The sequence below is a fragment of the Schwartzia succinivorans DSM 10502 genome (assembly GCF_900129225.1).
Taxonomy (GTDB): Bacteria; Bacillota; Negativicutes; order Selenomonadales; family Selenomonadaceae; genus Schwartzia; species Schwartzia succinivorans.
The window spans coordinates 14,640-31,939 of sequence record NZ_FQUG01000010.1; the positions used below are offsets into that span (position 1 = coordinate 14,640).

Consider the following 17,300-nt stretch of genomic DNA (forward strand, 5'->3'; position numbering starts at 1 on the left):
GGGAATCCCAGATTATCATAAGAAAGACCCGGACGGGCGGCGGGGAGGTCTCCGCTGCCCCTTTCGGGATAAAGGAGAAGTATATGTTACTTGAAGTATCGAATCTCGATATTTCCTATGGAGAGCATCCGATTGTACATGATGTAAGCCTCAAGCTTGACTCAGGCAAGGTCATTGCTATCGTCGGCGAGTCAGGCAGCGGAAAGACTACAGTTATCCGAGCAATCCTTGGCTGTCTGCCGAATGAAGGTCATGTTACCAACGGCAAAATCGTGTTCGACGGAAAAAATCTCCTGGAAAATACCGCGGAGGAATGGAGAAAGGTAAGCGGCAAGGATATCACCATGGTATTCCAGGCCAGCGGAAGTATGCTTGACCCTATTCAGAAAATCGGAAAGCAGTTTGTTGAATATATCCGCCAGCATGTCGATGTTACGGAGGAAGACGCATATCAGCAGGCTATTGCCATGCTGAAGCGCATGAATCTTCCAAACCCGGAAACGATTATGGATTCCTTCCCGTTCGAGCTTTCGGGCGGTATGAATCAGCGTGTCGGTGTTGCAATGGGTATGTTCTTCAGCCCGCGCATCCTGCTTGCTGACGAACCTACATCAGCTCTTGATGTTACGACGCAGGCACAGGTTGTTGAGGAAATGATGGGTATCTGCCGCGATGACGGTACGGCTATCATCATTGTTACGCATAACCTCGGTGTTGCCGCATACATGGCAGATGAAATCATCGTCATGAGAAACGGACACATTGTGGAGCGCGGAACCTCGGATGAAATCGTTAACAATCCGAAGGAAGACTACACTAAGGAACTTTTGGATGCTGTTCCGCAGATAGGAGGACTTGCTCATGACATCTACGAAGCTGGGTAAAGATTATGTGCTGAATATCCAGCATGTAGTCAAAAAGTTCCCTGTCGGGGAAGGCAAAGTCCTTACAGCCTGCAACGATGTTTCGCTGAAGCTTTACCGTGGTGAGTCACTGGCTATCGTTGGTGAATCCGGCTGCGGGAAAAGCACACTTGCAAAATGCATCATGCGCCTGCATGATGTCACGTCAGGCTCTATCTTTTACGGAGATCAGGATATCACTCAGTTAAAGGGTGAAGACCTCCGCCAGATGCGCAAGCATATCCAGATGGTTTTCCAGGATCCGAATACTGCCTTCGATCCGAAAATGAAAATCAAGGATATTATATGCGAGCCGCTCTACAATTTTGATATGATAAAACCCTCGGAGGCTGAGGAAAAGGCAAAGGAAATGCTTCGCCTTGTAGAGCTTCCGGAGGATATCGTAGACCGCTATCCGGCGAATATGTCCGGCGGACAGCGTCAGCGTATCGGTATCGCCCGTGCACTGGTACTGAATCCTGAGGTTCTTGTCTGCGACGAGGCAACGAGTGCCCTGGACGTTTCAGTTCAGAAGAAGATTGTGGATTTGCTTCTTTCCATTCAGAAGAAGACGAATCTTTCTATCATCTTCATCTGTCATGACCTTGCGCTTGTTTATCAGATGTGCAACCGCGCCGCTGTCATGTATCTCGGCAACGTTGTAGAGGTTCTTCCCGCAGGAAAGCTGAAGGAAGCAAAGCACCCGTATACACAGGCGCTTCTGCGTTCTGTATTCCCGCTTAGGGAGAAGGGGACTCACACGGTACAGACTCTCGAGGGTGAAATCCCGAGTCCTGTCAATCTGCCGACCGGCTGTCCGTTCCAGGACCGCTGCTGCGAGTGCATGGACCACGGCTGCCGCGAGACAATGGCACCGCTGAAAAAGCAGGGGATACAGCACTATGCTGCCTGCCATCTTTTGGATGATGAAGTGCAGGAAACTGCACAATCATAAGTAATAATATTTATATTTTTTTAGGGGGAATTTTGTAATGAAGAAGTTTTTCACAGCAGCTGCTATGGCTACGGCTATTACGGCTGCAGGCACAACAGGCTTTGCTGCTGCAAATCCGTTCGAGGATGTTGCTGCAGACCATTGGGCTTATGATGCTGTTGCTCAGCTGGCAGCTGACGGCGTAATCGAAGGTTACGGCGACGGCACATACCGCGGTGATCAGGAAATCACCCGTTATGAGATGGCTCAGATGGTTGCACGCGCTATGGCAAAGAGCGGTGTATCTGCTGCAGACAAGGCTATGATTGACAAGCTGGCTGCTGAGTTCGCTGATGAGCTCAATGCTCTCGGCGTACGTGTTGCAAATCTCGAGAAAAAAGTAGATAATGTTAAGTGGACAGGCGAATTGCGCTATGACTATAAGAGCGCACGTCATGATGCTGATCCGTCTTGGAGAAAGAATAAGAACTATATTCGCCTCCGTCTTGACCCGACAATGACAATCAACAATCATTGGACAGCAGGTGGACGTATCGAAATTGCTACGGACATGAATGATGCTAAAAATGCAGGTGGAGAGAAAACTGGCACAAGTTATATAGAAGCTCAGCGCGCTTATGCACAGGGTACATACGGCAACACGCAGATTACTCTCGGTAAATTCGCTCACTGGACAAGCATCGACGGCCAGATGATGTATGATGACAACCTCGCCGGCGGACGTGTTGTATTCGGCAAGGATGTAAAGGCGAGCCTTCTTGTTTCCCGCGTTGATCATAAAGGTCGTAATGGTATGATTGATTACACGCAGGGTGGCGGTACTGTCAGCTGGCAGGCAATTGAAATCTACAGTGATAACGGTCAGAAATTCAGCTGGGGTGCATCCTACAATAATGTAAAGAATAAAGAGCTCCTCAGCAATGCTGCAAATTTCCGTAAGGATTCCCTCCATATCTGGGAAGTAGGTCTTGGCTACCGCTTCGACAAGAACTGGAAGCTCAGCGGTGCTTATGCAGGCTCCAATGCTGATGCTGTCAACAACGATCGCAACAAAGCTTGGAACGTTCAGATTGACTACAAGGGCGCTAACAAGAAAAAGGCAGGCTCCTACGGCATCTATGCTGCATACCGTCACGTCGGTGCAGGCGCAGTTATTGTTCCGACGTACGATTGCATCGGAGTAGATCAGAAAGGTGTAGAACTTGGTTTCGTTTACACGCTGGCTCCGAACATTCAGTGGAAAGGTTCTTACTTCTGGGGCAAAGACATGGGAGCTAATGATTCCAGCACGAAAGCAAAAACAATCTGGACACGTATCGCTTGCTTCTTCTAATTTAAAAACTAAACAAACCGGACTACGGTAAAGGAAAGGTGATTTGTGTTGAAACAATGCATGGATGAAGACAACCTCCACCGCCGCCTTCGTAAGATTGTCGGACAGGTTCAGGCTGTTGACCGTATGATCGAGGAGGACATTCCCTGTGAGGATATCTTATCTCAGATTAATGCCGCAAAATCTGCACTGCACAGGGCAGGGCAGGTAATCCTTGAAGGACATATTCGCCACTGCGTCCGTGATGGCATTGAGCACGGCGATCCGGATCAGACAATTGCAAACTTTACAAAAGCAGTAGAACGGTTTGCCAACATGAATTGATTAGAATAATGTAAGTAAATGGAAGCACTGATTTATGTTTCATTAAATCAGTGCTTTCTAAATGTGCAGCATAATTCCAATATGGAATACCCATCCCCCTATAGGGGGTATTGACGGGTATACCCCGATAGGTATATAATTACATTGTAAAGATAATCTGGAGGGGAGTGTATGCGGAATATGTGGACAAAGTTTATGGATTGGGCGGACTCAGGCCAAGAGATTGCGCGTGTTACTCCTATGCACATCCATACGGAACATGAATGTATGGAGTGCCATCAGGCACACTGCCATGACGGGGAAGAGCTCTGCGAGACATGCAGACAGCTCCTCGAAAAGGTGACCGGAGAGAAGACGTACAGTTAATCTGTCCAAGACAAACAGACTCCTGCTGCATTGTTGCGGCAGGAGTTTTTTGTTGGTATTATATTTATTCGGAGTATATGTGAGTGGGCTAGGAGGGATGAAGTGACCATCGGTTTTGATTGTCATGACAAAAAGTATTTGAAAATAGCGATGCCTGCATCCGTCGAGAGCCTGTGTATGATTCTTTTGGCATCGGCGGACATGATAATGGTAGGTACGCTCGGTGCGGAGGCAATAGCGGCGGTGTCTATCTTTATGCAGCCGCGGCTTGTGCTTTTCTGCTTCTCGCGTTCTGCAGCAGCTGCGCTGACGCTTTTGGCTTCGCGGTATGCGGGGCGGGGAGAACGTATAGAGGCGGCGGATCTTTTGAAGCAGATGCTGGGTGTGAGCTGTGCCTTCTTTATGGTGCTGCATCTTGTGTTCTGGTACTTCCTGCAGGATATTCTGACGCTTATGGGAGCTGAGCCTGATTATATAAGCCTTGCTATGGAGTACGCAAATATTGCGACAGCGGCGGCATATATTTCGTCTGTTACTTATGTTTTGCAGGCGATACAGCTTGGCTTTGGAAAAACGACGGAAATCATGCGGACGAATCTCATCGGAAACGGTGTGAATATTGCCGCGAATTTCTTCCTGATTTTTGGTATCGGGCCTTTTCCTGCTATGGGCGTTGCGGGTGCTGCTCTTGGCACAGTCATCGGTACACTTTCGACGATAGCTATGACATGTGCAGAGATGAAGAAGGAAGAATTCTTCGCCTGGAGGAAGGAGTGCAGATGGTTTCCAACCCGTGAGCGCTGGAAGTCCTTTATGCCTGTTTACCTGAGTGTCTTCAGCGAACAGGGCTGTGAGCGTGCGGGCATGGTTCTTTTTACACGCATTGCGGCAGGCCTCGGTACTGTTCCTTTTGCGGTTCACAGTATCTGTATGAATATCGCGGATATTTACTATGATTTCGCGCAGGGCCCCGGTAAGGCAAGCATGGTTCTCGCAGGACAGGCCTGTGGCAAGAAGGATGTCAATGAGTGGCATACCTACAGAAATGTTGGTGTTAAGCTGACGTTTATTTTCTCTGCTATATCCTGTGTGCTTACGATTCTTTTCCATGATGAGCTGTATCTTTTGTTCATGCCTGACGGAAGAGGTATCGAACTTGCGGCGGTTGTTCTTATTATACGTGCCTTTGTTTCGTTCCCTGAAGGTCATGCAATCACTTGTGCAAGTATCCTGCGTGCCAGCGGACAGACGGCTTCGGTGGCTGCGTATTCCTTTATCTCGGTTACGATTCTGCGTCCGATTATCACATGGCTTTTGACGTATCCTTTGGGCTTCGGGCTCATAGGCTGCTGGATGGCTCTTGCAATCGACCAGACGACGAGAGGAACATGTGCGACGGTGCTTTTACGCAGACTGCACAATCGTATACATGAGGAAATGGAGAAAAAACTTGGATAAGGTTTTGTAAATTAAAATGGTTCAGAAGATGAAATTTCTTCTGAACCATTTTTTTGTATATATTTTTTACATTCCCATGTATATGAGTCTTACTGCTACGATAAATACCGCGAAGGAGAGAAGCAAAAGGATAGTTCTTGGTTTTGTCTGCTTTGAGATTTTCGCTCCGAGCTGCGCCCCCACAGCAGCTCCGATGCCTATGCAGATGGCAGGAAGCCAGACGACATGACCGAGAATGGTGTGGGATATGAGTCCGACCAATGAGGAGACTGCGAGAACAAATTGGGAGGTGGCAGTGGCAATGTGAGCAGGGAAGCCCAGCACATAGACCATGAGAGGAACATGGATGATACCTCCTCCTATGCCGAACATGCTGGCTATGAAGCCAACACCGCCGGAACAGACAATGCCCAGAGGACGGTTGTATTTGAATCCTGGGGGAATTTCTGTTGATGTGTTATTGCCCTTTTTACGGGTGTTGTTCCAGTACATAAGGGATGCCATACACAAAAGAAAGCAGCCGTAATAAAAGTCAAGGGATTCATCGGTGAATCGGTCGGCTGCGTAGGAGCCGAGAAATGCACCCGGAAGGGTAGCAAGCGCGAACGGGACGGCAGCGTGATAAAAGACACGCTGCTGGCGTATGTATGCGATGGTTCCCGAAAGCGCATTGGTGAATACTACAAAGAGAGAAGTGCCGACAATCTGTGAAGCTTCGTGAAAGTACGGGTATATGCAGCCCGCAGACATGAAGAATATAAAAAATGGAACCAGAATGAGTCCGCCTCCGATACCCACAAGGGTGCCGAAAGTGCCGACTCCTATCCCGAGAAGAAGAAAAATCGCGTATTCCATAAACGTTCATCCTTTTTGAAAAATTTCGGACAACATATTGATGGTATTATATGCCAATAGGCAGGGTTTGTCTATGACAACCCTGCCTATTTATGAATATTTGCCATATTATGTATGCGAATGAAGGTATCTTGCCAGCGTGTTGTAGAGCTTTGTGACGTCGATTGGCTTGGCAAGATGATCGTTCATGCCGGAGGCACGGGCATGCTTGACGTCCTCATCGAAGGCATTTGCCGTCATTGCGACGATAGGAATGGTTTTCGCCTGAGGATGAGAGGACCTGCGGATTTCCTCCGCAGCTTCATAGCCGTTATGAACAGGCATTTGTATGTCCATGAGAATAAGGTCAAAGGTTCCCTCACTGGAGGCGGTGAATTTGTCTATTACAATCTGTCCGTCGGTGGCGGGTGTGACCTCAATGCCTACGTCTGTGAGAAGCATTGTTGCAATCTCAAGGTTAAGCGCGTTGTCCTCGGCTATTAGTATGCGTGAACCCGTGAAGTTGTGGCGCTCCGGAGTGTTCAGCTCGCTCTTTTTTTGATGAGGCACACGTTTCACGGGGATTTCGATTGTAAATGTTGAACCGCTGTTAGGCGCTGTTTCCAGATTGATTTTTCCATGCATCAGCTCGGTGAGGTTTTTGGTGATGGAAAGACCGAGACCGCTTCCACCGTATTTTTGAAAGATTTCAGCGGATGCCTGTTCAAATGGTCTGAACAGACGGCTCCTGAACTCCTTTGTCATGCCGATGCCGGTGTCTTTTACGATAAAGACAAGAACGGCGTCATTATCCTTTATGTCCTTTTCATGAAATTCTACGCGGATTGTTCCGTTTTCCGGTGTGAATTTTACGGCATTTGAAATGAGATTAAGAAGAATCTGGTTGATGCGGTTCTGATCCCCTCGGAATTCATCATCCTGTGTGTCACAGACGACCTCGTAGGTGATTTTTTTCAGCTCGCACTGGGGCATATACATTTCGCGTACCGTTGAGACAGACTCCGACAGGGTAAAGGGCGCATCCTTTATGGCAAGCTTGTTGCTCTCAATGGCGGACATGTCAAGTATGTCGTTTATTATTGATAAAAGTGCCTGGGAGGACATTTTTATTTTTTTGAGATAGCCGGTGACAATGTTCTTGTCGTCAGGGCGCTCAAGGGAAATGTTGGTGAAGCCGAGAATAGCGTTCATCGGAGTCCTGAGCTCATGACTCATGCGGGCGAGGAAACGGCTCTTTGACTGGTTCGCGAATTCAATCTGGGCGATTGCATCTGTGAGCTCGGCATTTTTCTGCTGAAGAACCTGCATGTTTCTGTACCGCGTGAAGTAATCCGAAAATACCATGTGGACGAGAAGTATTAAAAGAATCGCTATTATCACAAATGCAAGACGGTATTTGTAAAGATAGTCTATGAACTCAGGAGTCCAGTGGGTATTTCTCGTGTTCTTCAGTATGATGTCCTGACGAATATCTATTGGGATTGTGAGAAGTGTTTTGTTTATTATTGATACGAAAACGGGATCCAGCTTATCTGATACTCCGAGACAGTATTCCTGAGGTGTTATTGTGGCGGAAATGGGCATAAGGTCGCTGTAGCGGTAACGGCTCAGCATGAAGCTGCTTGTGTATATATCCATTATCGCAAGGTCTGTTTTTCCGTCTCGAACTGCTTCAAGGCATTCATCCTGCGTCTGAAAATCAATGGGTTCAAAGGATGGATAGTTCGTTCTTATGAATTGCCGCGTGCCGTTGGAAAATGCGGGAATGGCTACCGTAAGCCACTCAGTCATGGCGTAGGTGCGGTCTCGGCGGCCGACGAAGCCGAAGGCGCTGGAGATATAGGGCTTGGTGAGCTGCATGCCTTCAAGGTCTGTACGGTTTTTCAGATAGCGCATTCCGAGGATTGCGTCAGGTGAATCTGGTGAGTTCACATATTGGGCGGGGGGCATTGAGTCGGCGTTTTTCTCAAAGGTGAATTCAATGCCTAAATGCAATGAAGCCTGCTTGAAAAGGTCGATGGCAATTCCTGCAGGTTCGCCGGTGGCCGGGTCAGTGTACATGAAGGGAGGTCTTTCATAGTAGCCGATTGCCATGGTGGGATGATTTTTTACCCACTGAAGCTCATCACGGGTGAGGGTGGGATGAGTGAAGGTGCGGCTGTGATATGTCCCTATGGTGAGATCAGGGCGCGGCGGGAAATTTTCAGGGGCAGTCTGACGCTTTGTCAGGAGAATATAGGCAGAAAGCTCTGTGTTGAAATTGTCATGTCTGTCCACAGATGATGCAATCCAGGATGCGTCCTGCCCCAGATATCCGACGATGCGGTAATCGGGTGTTCCATAAAAGAGACTGGAAAGCGCAAGGTCAGCATCACCTGTATCCATTGCCTGAAAAACCTGCCGTCTGGTGCTGCAGTAAACGGGCACAAAGGAAAAACCGCCCTGTTCAGCGTAAAGTGTCAGCGATTTTTCTTCGTCGGAGCCTTCAAGAACGGCGATGCGGCTTTTGTTGAAGTGTTCGTAGTCTTCATAGAAAAAACGCTCCGATGCCGGGGGTGAATAGAGAGCCAGAGGCTCCTCACTCAGTATGGAGTAGCGGATTGATTTATCTGAGTGGTCAGGAGTACCGAAGCCAAGTGCTGTGTCTATTGTTCCTGCGCGCAGGGCTTCAATCATTTCACTGTAGGAATGAAATGGGATGTAGGTACATGTCCAGTTTGTCTGCTTCGCGATTTCTGAAAACCATGCGATGGCGTAGCCTGCCATCTGACCGTTTAATTTGTAATAGGAAAAGCCGGGAGTGGAAACGAAGCCGACGTTTATCGATTCACCCATTGCTGATGCCGCCATGGGTGAGAGGCAGAGAATAATAAATGCGAATAGGGCTGCCGTAATTCTGCGCATATGAGTCACATCCTTGCCTGCAGTAAAGCATAAAACGAAGCGAATGTATGTGTATCTAAAATGAAAATAAAGTCATATACCCTAAAGTAAAATATTCGACTTATTTATCATAATTCCTGCATATGCGTGATACAATTAGATGAAGAATTTTGCAGCGGAGGGATTTGCGTTGATGATGGTGCTGAAAAAAATAAAATACAGCTTTGCAGCTTTTTCAGCGGCGTTCCTCTTTGGTACGGCCCCTGTATCTGCCGTACCCGGAGATTTTTTTGCAGATATTTCCGCGGAGCGCACGGAAAAGGCTCCACGCCCTCAGGATGATTTTTATCTTTCTGTAAACTACGAATGGATCCGAAGCTTTAATTTGTCCGAGGGAGAGTACCGGGATATGTTCTGCCCGATGGAGGATAAAGCAGAGCTTGTGCTTGGCGGAATAACTACGGCGGCATCCCTTGAGCCGGAGAAAAATACGGATTTTTCACGTATTTCTGCTCTTTATGCCTGCTTAAACGATGAGTCAGGACGTGAGAAGGCAGGGTACGGCGAGCTGTCAGAGGTGTTTGAGGCTATAGACTCTGCGGAGACGGTGCAGGAATATGCGGAGCGGCTGGGAAGCATTATGGGTACATACAGATTTACGGCATGGTTCGGAGGTTTTGACGTCGAGCGTGATTGGCAGGAGGGGAAAATTTATGTTCCTGTGTGGGGTGTGCCTCAGCTCAGGTATGAAGATGAACTTTACAGTAATAATGCGGATGAAAGCAGGATAAAGCTTGCGGAGGAGCATGCAGCCGGACTTCTGAAGCTTTATGGAAGGGATGAAGAAAGGGCCAAAGAGAGTGCAGGAAAAATTATTTCAATGCAAAGAAGGCTTGCGGATGCAAGGAATGCAGCACTGATTGGAGAAGATTCTTTCAGAAGGGTGCGAATGAGTGCGGCAGAGCTTTCGGAAGTATATACTCATATAGAACTTATGCCGGTTCTTGAGGCAGCAGGAATTGGCGGTGCGGAGGATAACCATACTGTAGATGTAAAAGAACCTGAGGTGCTTCAGGCGGCAGATGAATTTCTTGTTCAGGAAAATCTTCCTGTTTTGAAGGATTATGCGTTGGTTTATATATTGGATGCCTTTGAGGATGTTCTTACTCCTGCATATGAGCGGGAAGCTGAGAGTTTCAGAAGGGATTTTTACAGGACTTCTCCGACAGAAAAGAGCGCGAAAATGCAGCATAAGGCGGAGCATATCATTCCTGAGCTTTACGGACGGCAGTACGCGCTCCTTTTTGAAGACGATGAGATGAAGCAGGATATCATGATGCTGGCGGAGGAAATAAAGTCGGCATACCGCAGGAAAATTGATTCATCGGACTGGATGAGCGGAGAGGCAAAGGAGTACGCAAAGGTCAAGCTTGACAGCATGAGGGTGAAAATCGGAGCACCTGAAAAATGGCCACTGCACATTGATTCCTTCACCTTTAAACACCCGAGGGACGGAGGTGTCCTTATAGATAACGTTCTCGCTCTTTACAAAGCAAAGGCTAAGGCGGCAGGGGCGCAGCTTTTTTCGGAGTGTGACGGTACTGAGGAAAGCTTTCTCCCACAGACAGTCAACGCTTACTATCGTCCGTCGGAAAATGCGGTAATAATACCTGAGGCTCTTTTGCAAAAGCCCTTTTATGACAAAAAGTATGACCGTATTGAAAAGCTTGGCGGAATAGGGTTAATAATGGCTCACGAAATGAGTCATTCCTTTGACACTGTCGGAGCGCAGTTTGATGCTGATGGATGTCGGCGCAGATGGTGGACTGATGAAGATGAAAAAGCGTACAGGGAGAAAATTTGCAGGATTTCAGAATATTACAGCCGCTATGTTTCGGAAGACGGGCAGAGGACGAACGGGGAACAGACGGTTACCGAGAATATCGCAGACCTTGGGGGAATCTCAGTAGTAACGGAGCTTGCGGGCGAAAAAACTGATGATTTAAGGCGGCTCTATACTAAGGCTGCCGTATGCTGGCGGGCAAAAGCCGGCACCGTAGCATTAAGACGAAAGTCAGGCGGAGTGCATGCACTTCCACATGTGCGCATTGATGCGGTCATGAGTGCAACTGATGCATTTTATAGAGCTTTTGATGTGGAAAAGGGCGATTGTATGTACGTCGGGCCTGAAGACCGTGTGGGTCTCTGGTAGATGTTTTTGATAATGCTGCAGAAAAAGGATAAGAAAAAACCGGTGCACGTGAGTGAAAATGTGCGCCGGTTTTTTATGAAAATTTTTCAAGATATGCAATGCATTCATCGGGCGGAATTGGACGGCTGTAGTAATAGCCCTGGATGAACTGGATATGATGTTCCTTCAGGGTGAGCATTTCTTCCTCTGTTTCGATGCCCTCGGCGATAACATTAAGCCCCAAATCCTTAATTATGAGAAATTCACGGCCTATTATATGGTGTGCCTTTTCATTGGTAAAGAAAGCATGCATGAGTGAACGGTCGAATTTTATTGTGTCGAAATTGTACTCGATAATATACGATATGTTCGCGTTGCCTGTACCGTAATCGTCAAGAGAGAAGGAAACACCGCGATTAGTCAGCACGGACATGTGATGCTTCATGAGCTCAGGTGTAACAAGTGCCATGCGCTCGGTCAGCTCAAGGCTGAAAAGCTTTGGCGGAAGACCGTTGCGCTCAATGGTGTTGAGAATCCTGTCGGCCATATCAGGCTGCATGCACTCAAGTACGGAAAGGTTCACGTGAACCCTGTCTATGGGATTTTGCGGCAGAGCCGTAAGCTTGTCACGGCAGAAAATGCAGATTTTATCGAGAATGCACTGCTGCAGGCGGTATATGAGACCGCTCTGCTCGGCAATCGTGATGAACTGGTCCGGAGGAATGAAGCTGCCGTCGTTGTCACGGAGACGGGCGAGGGCTTCAAGCATACATGGCCGTCCGTCGGAGACATCGACTATCGGTTGGTAGTATACCTCTACAGTATCGTTTTCGATGGCAGCCTCAAGAACCTTTCTTATATGAAGCGAACGCCGATATATTTTCTGGCTGGGGTCATCAGGCCAGAGAATACAGCCGTTGGATATTTTGTTGTCGAGTCTCAGTGCGTGAACGATGCCGCAGAGGCCTTCAAAGGTGGAGAAATTTTCCGGATAAGACTCAACAAAAATATTGGCGGAAAGTGTTACCGGAGAATTCTGTACCGTCCATGGACGTGAGAAACGTGCAGATATTTCCTTTGAAATTCCGGAAAGATGCTCAGGAGCAGTGACAAGAAAGAAGCAGCGCTGCACAGAAAGATAATACGCCTGAGCGTTTTCCTGTATATGATCAGAAATCCAGTTGCTTATGCTTTCCTCAAGGTGAATCAGTGCTGAATACTCTATGACATTAAACAGTGAGCGGTTGGTATTAAGGTCTATGCAGATGACTCCAAAGGGTTTATTTTTCCTTATCAGCTGCATAATCCGCATACTGAAGGCCCGCCAGTTTCCGAAGCCTGTGACCATTTCCTGATAAATTTTAGGGTCCTGCATTGCGCCGTAAATGTTCAAAAGAACAAGGGCATTCACGGAGCTTGTCAAAAGCAGCGGGCGGTAGAGATACTCGATTATGACGGCAATGATTGAAAGCAGAGTAAATTCCGCAATGATGTATATGTGCCGCATCTGCAGCCGGTCGCGGTAATAATATGCTACGGCAAATGTGAGTATGAGGTAATAGCAGTATGAAGCAAACTCAACAGACGCATACGGACCGAGAATATAAGCATTGTGAGAATCAAGATGGTAAATAAAATGAGTCCAGGGATTTGAGAGAATAAAAAGCAGAAGCAGTATGGCAGGGATGACTCCCGTGAAAAAAGCTATGGGACTGGTTTTTCTATGTACGCCGCACAGCGCGCATATATAAAGAAAGAAGAACAGACGGCACAGCGCCTCAACAATGAAGAATGTAAGATTGACACCGTCGATGAAAAGACGGGGAGTGCTTGTTCCTGCATTGATTGCAACACTGGCAACGACATTCAGCCCTGCCTCAGCAAGAGCAGTAACAAGAAAATAGAGGAAAAAGCGCAGAGGACGCGTAGCAACCTGCCGCTGAGACCTAATATGGAGCAAAAGAGCAAGCATTATAACAAACGAAGCCAGCTCGTATTCATAAATGTAGTGCATGTAAAATTCACCGCCCCGCGCAGATAACAACAGGAACAAATTTGTAATGTAAATAAATCTACATCTTCATATTACAGGGAAATGGCACCTATTGCAAGGGAGTGTACCAAATAGAAATATTTGAGGAAAATTTGTTGAAGAATCGAAGACAATATATATTATTGTCTGAAAACGAAAGAATACTTGAATCTTTTTTTGAATGCTAGTATGATTATATGTATTATAAGAGCGGATAGAACCGCAAGGGGGAATGAGGCAAGTGGCAGAAAATCGGAAGGTCAATGTTGAGGAAGCAGCCGAAAAGGCTATGAAAGAACACAAAGGAAACGGAAAGCAATTTGTGATTTGGATTGCGGCTCTCATAGTGGGAGCAGTTCTCGGATGGCAGCAGATTCCGGCACTTGACGCTTTGTTTAATTTTGTGGCGTCAGTATTCACGCGGCTGTTCCAGTTCATTGCTGTACCGACAATAGCACTTGCTGTAATCACAACGCTTTCAATGCTGGGAGCAAAACGGGAAACAGGCCGTATTTTTGCGCATGCAGTCACATATACGATGCTTACGACAATTGCGGCGGCAGCAGTCGGGCTTGGTCTTTATCTGTGGATTGCTCCGGGAAATCTCCCTGCTGATGCGGTTGGCGCGGGCGCGGCAAATGTACCGCAGAATCTCGGGAAGCTGTCCTATTATGACCACTTTTTATCAGTAATACCGAACAACCTTCTGCAGCCTTTCATTGCAGGCAACGTGCTTTCTGTGCTGATTATCGCGGCAATGGTTGGCCTGGGACTTGCATTCATGCCCAAAAGTGAGAACCGTGATGCGCTTTTGAAGGTAATCATGGGAGCGCAGGAGCTTCTCTTCACTCTCATACGCGCGCTTCTTTATGCACTGCCGGTGGGTATCGTGGCATTTGCGGGGCAGCTCGCGGCACAGATTTCCGCAGGTGTTATAGTCGGCACACTTGGCAAATATGTTGCTGTCGTCATGGGAGGCAATTTTATTCAGGCGTTTATTGTTCTTCCAATATTCCTTCTTCTGCGCGGCCTGAATCCCCTCAAGGTATTCAAGGCCATGTCTCCGGCGCTGGCAGTGGCTCTTTTCACCAAGAGTTCAGCGGCTACGCTTCCTGTTACGCTGGCATCTGCAGAAAATAACCTGAAGGCGAAAAAAGCTGTTTCCCGCTTTGTTCTTCCAATTTGCACGACAATAAATATGAACGGCTGTGCGGCGTTTATACTCGTTACATCGTTGTTCTTGATGCAGAACGCGGGATTTGAATTATCCATGGGAACAATGATTACATGGCTATTTATTGCGGTGTTTGCGGCTATCGGCAATGCAGGCGTTCCTATGGGCTGCTACTTCCTTACGCTTTCGCTCATGTCATCTGTCGGAGCTCCTCTCGGCATCATGGGCATAATTCTGCCGATATATACGATTATTGATATGATTGAAACAGCAGAAAACGTCTGGTCAGATTCCTGCGTATGTGCCATGACCGATCATGACCTCGAAGGAAAGCTTGAGGACAGCGGAGATGAAATTGAAGCGGTTGGGTAAAAAAGTGTTGACAGACAATGCCCCGTCCGTTATAATATTTTTTGTCAGTTGACGTGCTGACATGTGCTGATGTAGCTCAGTTGGTAGAGCAGCTCATTCGTAATGAGCAGGTCATAGGTTCAAATCCTACCATCAGCTCCAGTGAAATCAAGGCTTCCGAGAAATCGGAAGCCTTTTTTGATGCCTTACTAACCATTTTACTAACCACTATTTACCCGTTGTTTATCATCTATGGTAATATTATTGCCAGGTGAGGTTCTGTTGGCGTTATGAGGTGAATTGGAAATGAAGCTGATAGAGGCGGCAGGGAAAGCAGTTAAGATTTTTCCCGCTGAAAAGGAAAACGCTCCGCTGGTGATTCTTAATACATTTGAGGACGATGGGGAAAGTGTTTACGCGGCAGTAAAAAAGATTACTGATGTGGAGTTTTCGCTTGCGGCAGTGGGTGGAATCCGATGGGAGGCTGAAATGTCTCCATGGAAATGTTCGCCGGTTTATAAGGGAGGAGCTCCGTGTACAGGTGAGGCTGATGTATATCTTGACACACTGACCAAGGAAATTTTGCCTGAGATTCTTGGGCAGCTTTTGATGAAGCCGTCGTATACTGCACTGGCAGGATATTCCCTTGCGGGTTTGTTTGCTGTCTACGCTCTTTATAGGACGGATGTTTTTTCACGTGCCGCCAGTGCATCAGGTTCTTTTTGGTTTCCTGATTTTTTGGAGTTTGCGCTTAATAACAAAATGACAGTGAAGCCTGACTGTGTGTATTTTTCTTTGGGGGATAAGGAAGCCAGGGTACGCAGCAGCATGCTTCGTGTTGTAGAGGATAATACGCGGATGCTCAATAAGATGTGTAATGAATTGGGAATAAGGAGTACGTTTGAACTGAATCCCGGCAATCATTTTAAGGATGCGCCGCTGCGCATGGCAAAGGGGATTGCGTGGATGATTGGCAATTGAGCCGGAAGTAAAGAAAGCCGCCTGTCAGATGCTTTTGCATTTGACAGGCGGCTTGATTGCTGTATGAGATTATTTGAAGTCTTTGTATTTTTCGCCGTAGCCGTATTTTTCTATTACGTAGTCCAGGTCCTTATCTCCGCGTCCGCTGAGGTTTACAAGGATTGAGCCTGTGCCCATTTCCTTTGCACGGCGCATCGCGTATGCGACGGCGTGAGAGCTTTCCAGAGCAGGAATGATGCCCTCGTAGCGTGAGAGCTTGAAGAATGCATCGACGGCCTCTTCATCGCTTGCTACATCGTATTTTACGCGGCCGCAGTCACGGAGGAAGGCGTGCTCAGGTCCGACTGACGGATAGTCAAGACCGCTGGCAATGGAATAAACCGGAGCCGGCTCGCCCTTTTCATCCTTCAGCATGATGCTGTTGAAGCCGTGCATTACGCCCTCAGAACCGTAGCTCATGGATGCTGCGTGATCGCCCATTGTTTTGCCGCGTCCGAGAGGCTCGATACCGACGATTTCAACAGGGTCGTTCAGGAAGGCTTCAAACATGCCGATGGAGTTGGAGCCGCCGCCGACGCATGCGGTTACGACATCCGGGAGGAAGCCCATCATATCCTGGAACTGTTCACGTGCCTCATATCCGACGACCATCTGGAAGTCGCGGACCATCATTGGGAATGGGTGCGGTCCTACTGCGGAGCCGATGCAGTAGATTGTGTCCTTGTAATTTTCGAGGTAATCCTCAAATGCAGCGTCAACTGCTTCCTTAAGTGTTTTGAGACCGAAGGTGACAGGAACTACATTTGCGCCGAGAACCTTCATGCGGGCAACATTTGGGGCCTGTTTTGCTATGTCAACCTCGCCCATGTAGATAGTACATTCAAGGCCGAAATAAGCGGCTGCCGTAGCCAGCGCGACACCATGCTGACCAGCCCCGGTCTCGGCAATGATGCGTTTTTTGCCCATGAATTTTGCCAAAAGTCCTTCGCCCATGCAGTGGTTGAGCTTATGGGCGCCTGTGTGATTCAAATCCTCACGTTTGAGATAAATCTGGCAGTGTCCAATCATTCTGGACAGGCGTTCACAGTGATATACAGGTGTAGGACGCCCCTGGAATTCCTTTCTGATGCGGCGAAGCTCCTGTATAAACTGCGAAGAGTGGCAGATGGTGAGATAGTCATCAGTTATCTGCTTGAACGCAGGGACGAGTTTTTCCGGAAGATAGGCTCCTCCGAACTTGCCGAATCGGCCTTCGGCATCAGGGTATTCTTTCAGGTATCTTGAAAAATCCATGCAGGTTCCTCCTAGTTGTGTATAGTAATGTAATTTTCACTAGTTTACATTTTAACACTTATGAGGGAAAAGAAAAATCCTTCTTTGTCAGAAAAATTAAGATATTTTTTATTCCAGATATATTTGGACTTCCGAAAATAAAAAATTGAATAATTTAAAATTATTTTTTTAAAAAAGAAGGAAAAATTGAATTTATCGCGAA

13 protein-coding genes and 1 tRNA gene are annotated in these 17,300 nt (G+C 47.5%); 10 read left to right on the forward strand and 4 right to left on the reverse strand.

Translation table 11 applies throughout. The annotated features are described in order from the left end of the window. Positions 1–83: 83 nt before the first annotated feature. From BUA83_RS10735 to BUA83_RS10760, 6 genes are all read left to right on the forward strand, one after another. A complete protein-coding gene (locus tag BUA83_RS10735; protein ID WP_072936292.1) occupies positions 84–884 on the forward strand; it encodes an ABC transporter ATP-binding protein in 801 nt (266 codons plus the stop codon). Beyond that, positions 862–1,857, forward strand: coding sequence for an ABC transporter ATP-binding protein (locus BUA83_RS10740; protein WP_072936293.1), 996 nt, complete (start codon positions 862–864; stop codon positions 1,855–1,857). Before BUA83_RS10735 ends, BUA83_RS10740 begins: the two co-directional genes overlap by 23 nt. A 37-nt stretch (positions 1,858–1,894) precedes the next feature. Then, entirely contained in the window at positions 1,895–3,190 is a 1,296-nt protein-coding gene (locus tag BUA83_RS10745) for an S-layer homology domain-containing protein (protein ID WP_072936294.1), read from the forward strand. Positions 3,191–3,235: 45 nt separating this feature from the next. Beyond that, positions 3,236–3,514 (forward strand): metal-sensing transcriptional repressor, encoded by a 279-nt coding sequence (locus BUA83_RS10750; RefSeq protein WP_327288672.1) that lies wholly within the window; start codon positions 3,236–3,238, stop codon positions 3,512–3,514. 171 nt (positions 3,515–3,685) lie between these two features. Next, complete coding sequence (locus BUA83_RS10755; protein WP_072936295.1) at positions 3,686–3,880, forward strand: hypothetical protein; 195 nt, start codon at positions 3,686–3,688, stop codon at positions 3,878–3,880. Positions 3,881–3,982: 102 nt separating this feature from the next. Continuing rightward, complete coding sequence (locus tag BUA83_RS10760) at positions 3,983–5,338, forward strand: MATE family efflux transporter (RefSeq protein ID WP_200796060.1); 1,356 nt, start codon at positions 3,983–3,985, stop codon at positions 5,336–5,338. Between the two features lie 66 nt (positions 5,339–5,404). On the opposite strand, the gene BUA83_RS10765 is transcribed toward BUA83_RS10760, so the two are convergent. Together BUA83_RS10765 and BUA83_RS10770 are read right to left on the reverse strand one after the other, a co-directional pair. Continuing rightward, positions 5,405–6,193: a sulfite exporter TauE/SafE family protein gene (locus BUA83_RS10765; protein ID WP_072936296.1), complete on the reverse strand. Its 789-nt coding sequence runs from the start codon at positions 6,191–6,193 to the stop codon at positions 5,405–5,407. 108 nt (positions 6,194–6,301) lie between these two features. After that, complete coding sequence (locus BUA83_RS10770) at positions 6,302–9,028, reverse strand: ATP-binding protein (protein WP_159430514.1); 2,727 nt, start codon at positions 9,026–9,028, stop codon at positions 6,302–6,304. A gap of 208 nt (positions 9,029–9,236) precedes the next feature. Here BUA83_RS10770 and BUA83_RS10775 point away from each other — a divergent pair, with 208 nt between their 5' ends. Continuing rightward, complete coding sequence (locus tag BUA83_RS10775) at positions 9,237–11,288, forward strand: M13 family metallopeptidase (RefSeq protein ID WP_094756609.1); 2,052 nt, start codon at positions 9,237–9,239, stop codon at positions 11,286–11,288. A 73-nt stretch (positions 11,289–11,361) separates the two neighbouring features. Here BUA83_RS10775 and BUA83_RS10780 read toward each other — a convergent pair whose 3' ends face one another. Then, entirely contained in the window at positions 11,362–13,281 is a 1,920-nt protein-coding gene (locus BUA83_RS10780) for an EAL domain-containing protein (protein WP_072936299.1), read from the reverse strand. 259 nt (positions 13,282–13,540) lie between these two features. Here BUA83_RS10780 and BUA83_RS10785 point away from each other — a divergent pair, with 259 nt between their 5' ends. The 3 genes from BUA83_RS10785 (at position 13,541) to BUA83_RS10795 (ending at position 15,805) form a co-directional block, all read left to right on the forward strand. After that, positions 13,541–14,845, forward strand: coding sequence for a dicarboxylate/amino acid:cation symporter (locus BUA83_RS10785; protein WP_234988328.1), 1,305 nt, complete (start codon positions 13,541–13,543; stop codon positions 14,843–14,845). Positions 14,846–14,910: 65 nt separating this feature from the next. Beyond that, a tRNA-Thr gene (locus BUA83_RS10790) sits at positions 14,911–14,986 on the forward strand. Between the two features lie 144 nt (positions 14,987–15,130). After that, the gene (locus tag BUA83_RS10795; protein ID WP_072936301.1) at positions 15,131–15,805 is read left to right on the forward strand and encodes an alpha/beta hydrolase; all 675 of its coding nucleotides are present in this window, start codon (positions 15,131–15,133) and stop codon (positions 15,803–15,805) included. 69 nt (positions 15,806–15,874) lie between these two features. Here BUA83_RS10795 and trpB read toward each other — a convergent pair whose 3' ends face one another. Beyond that, a complete protein-coding gene (gene trpB / locus BUA83_RS10800) occupies positions 15,875–17,098 on the reverse strand; it encodes a tryptophan synthase subunit beta (RefSeq protein ID WP_072936302.1) in 1,224 nt (407 codons plus the stop codon). Positions 17,099–17,300 lie beyond the last annotated feature (202 nt).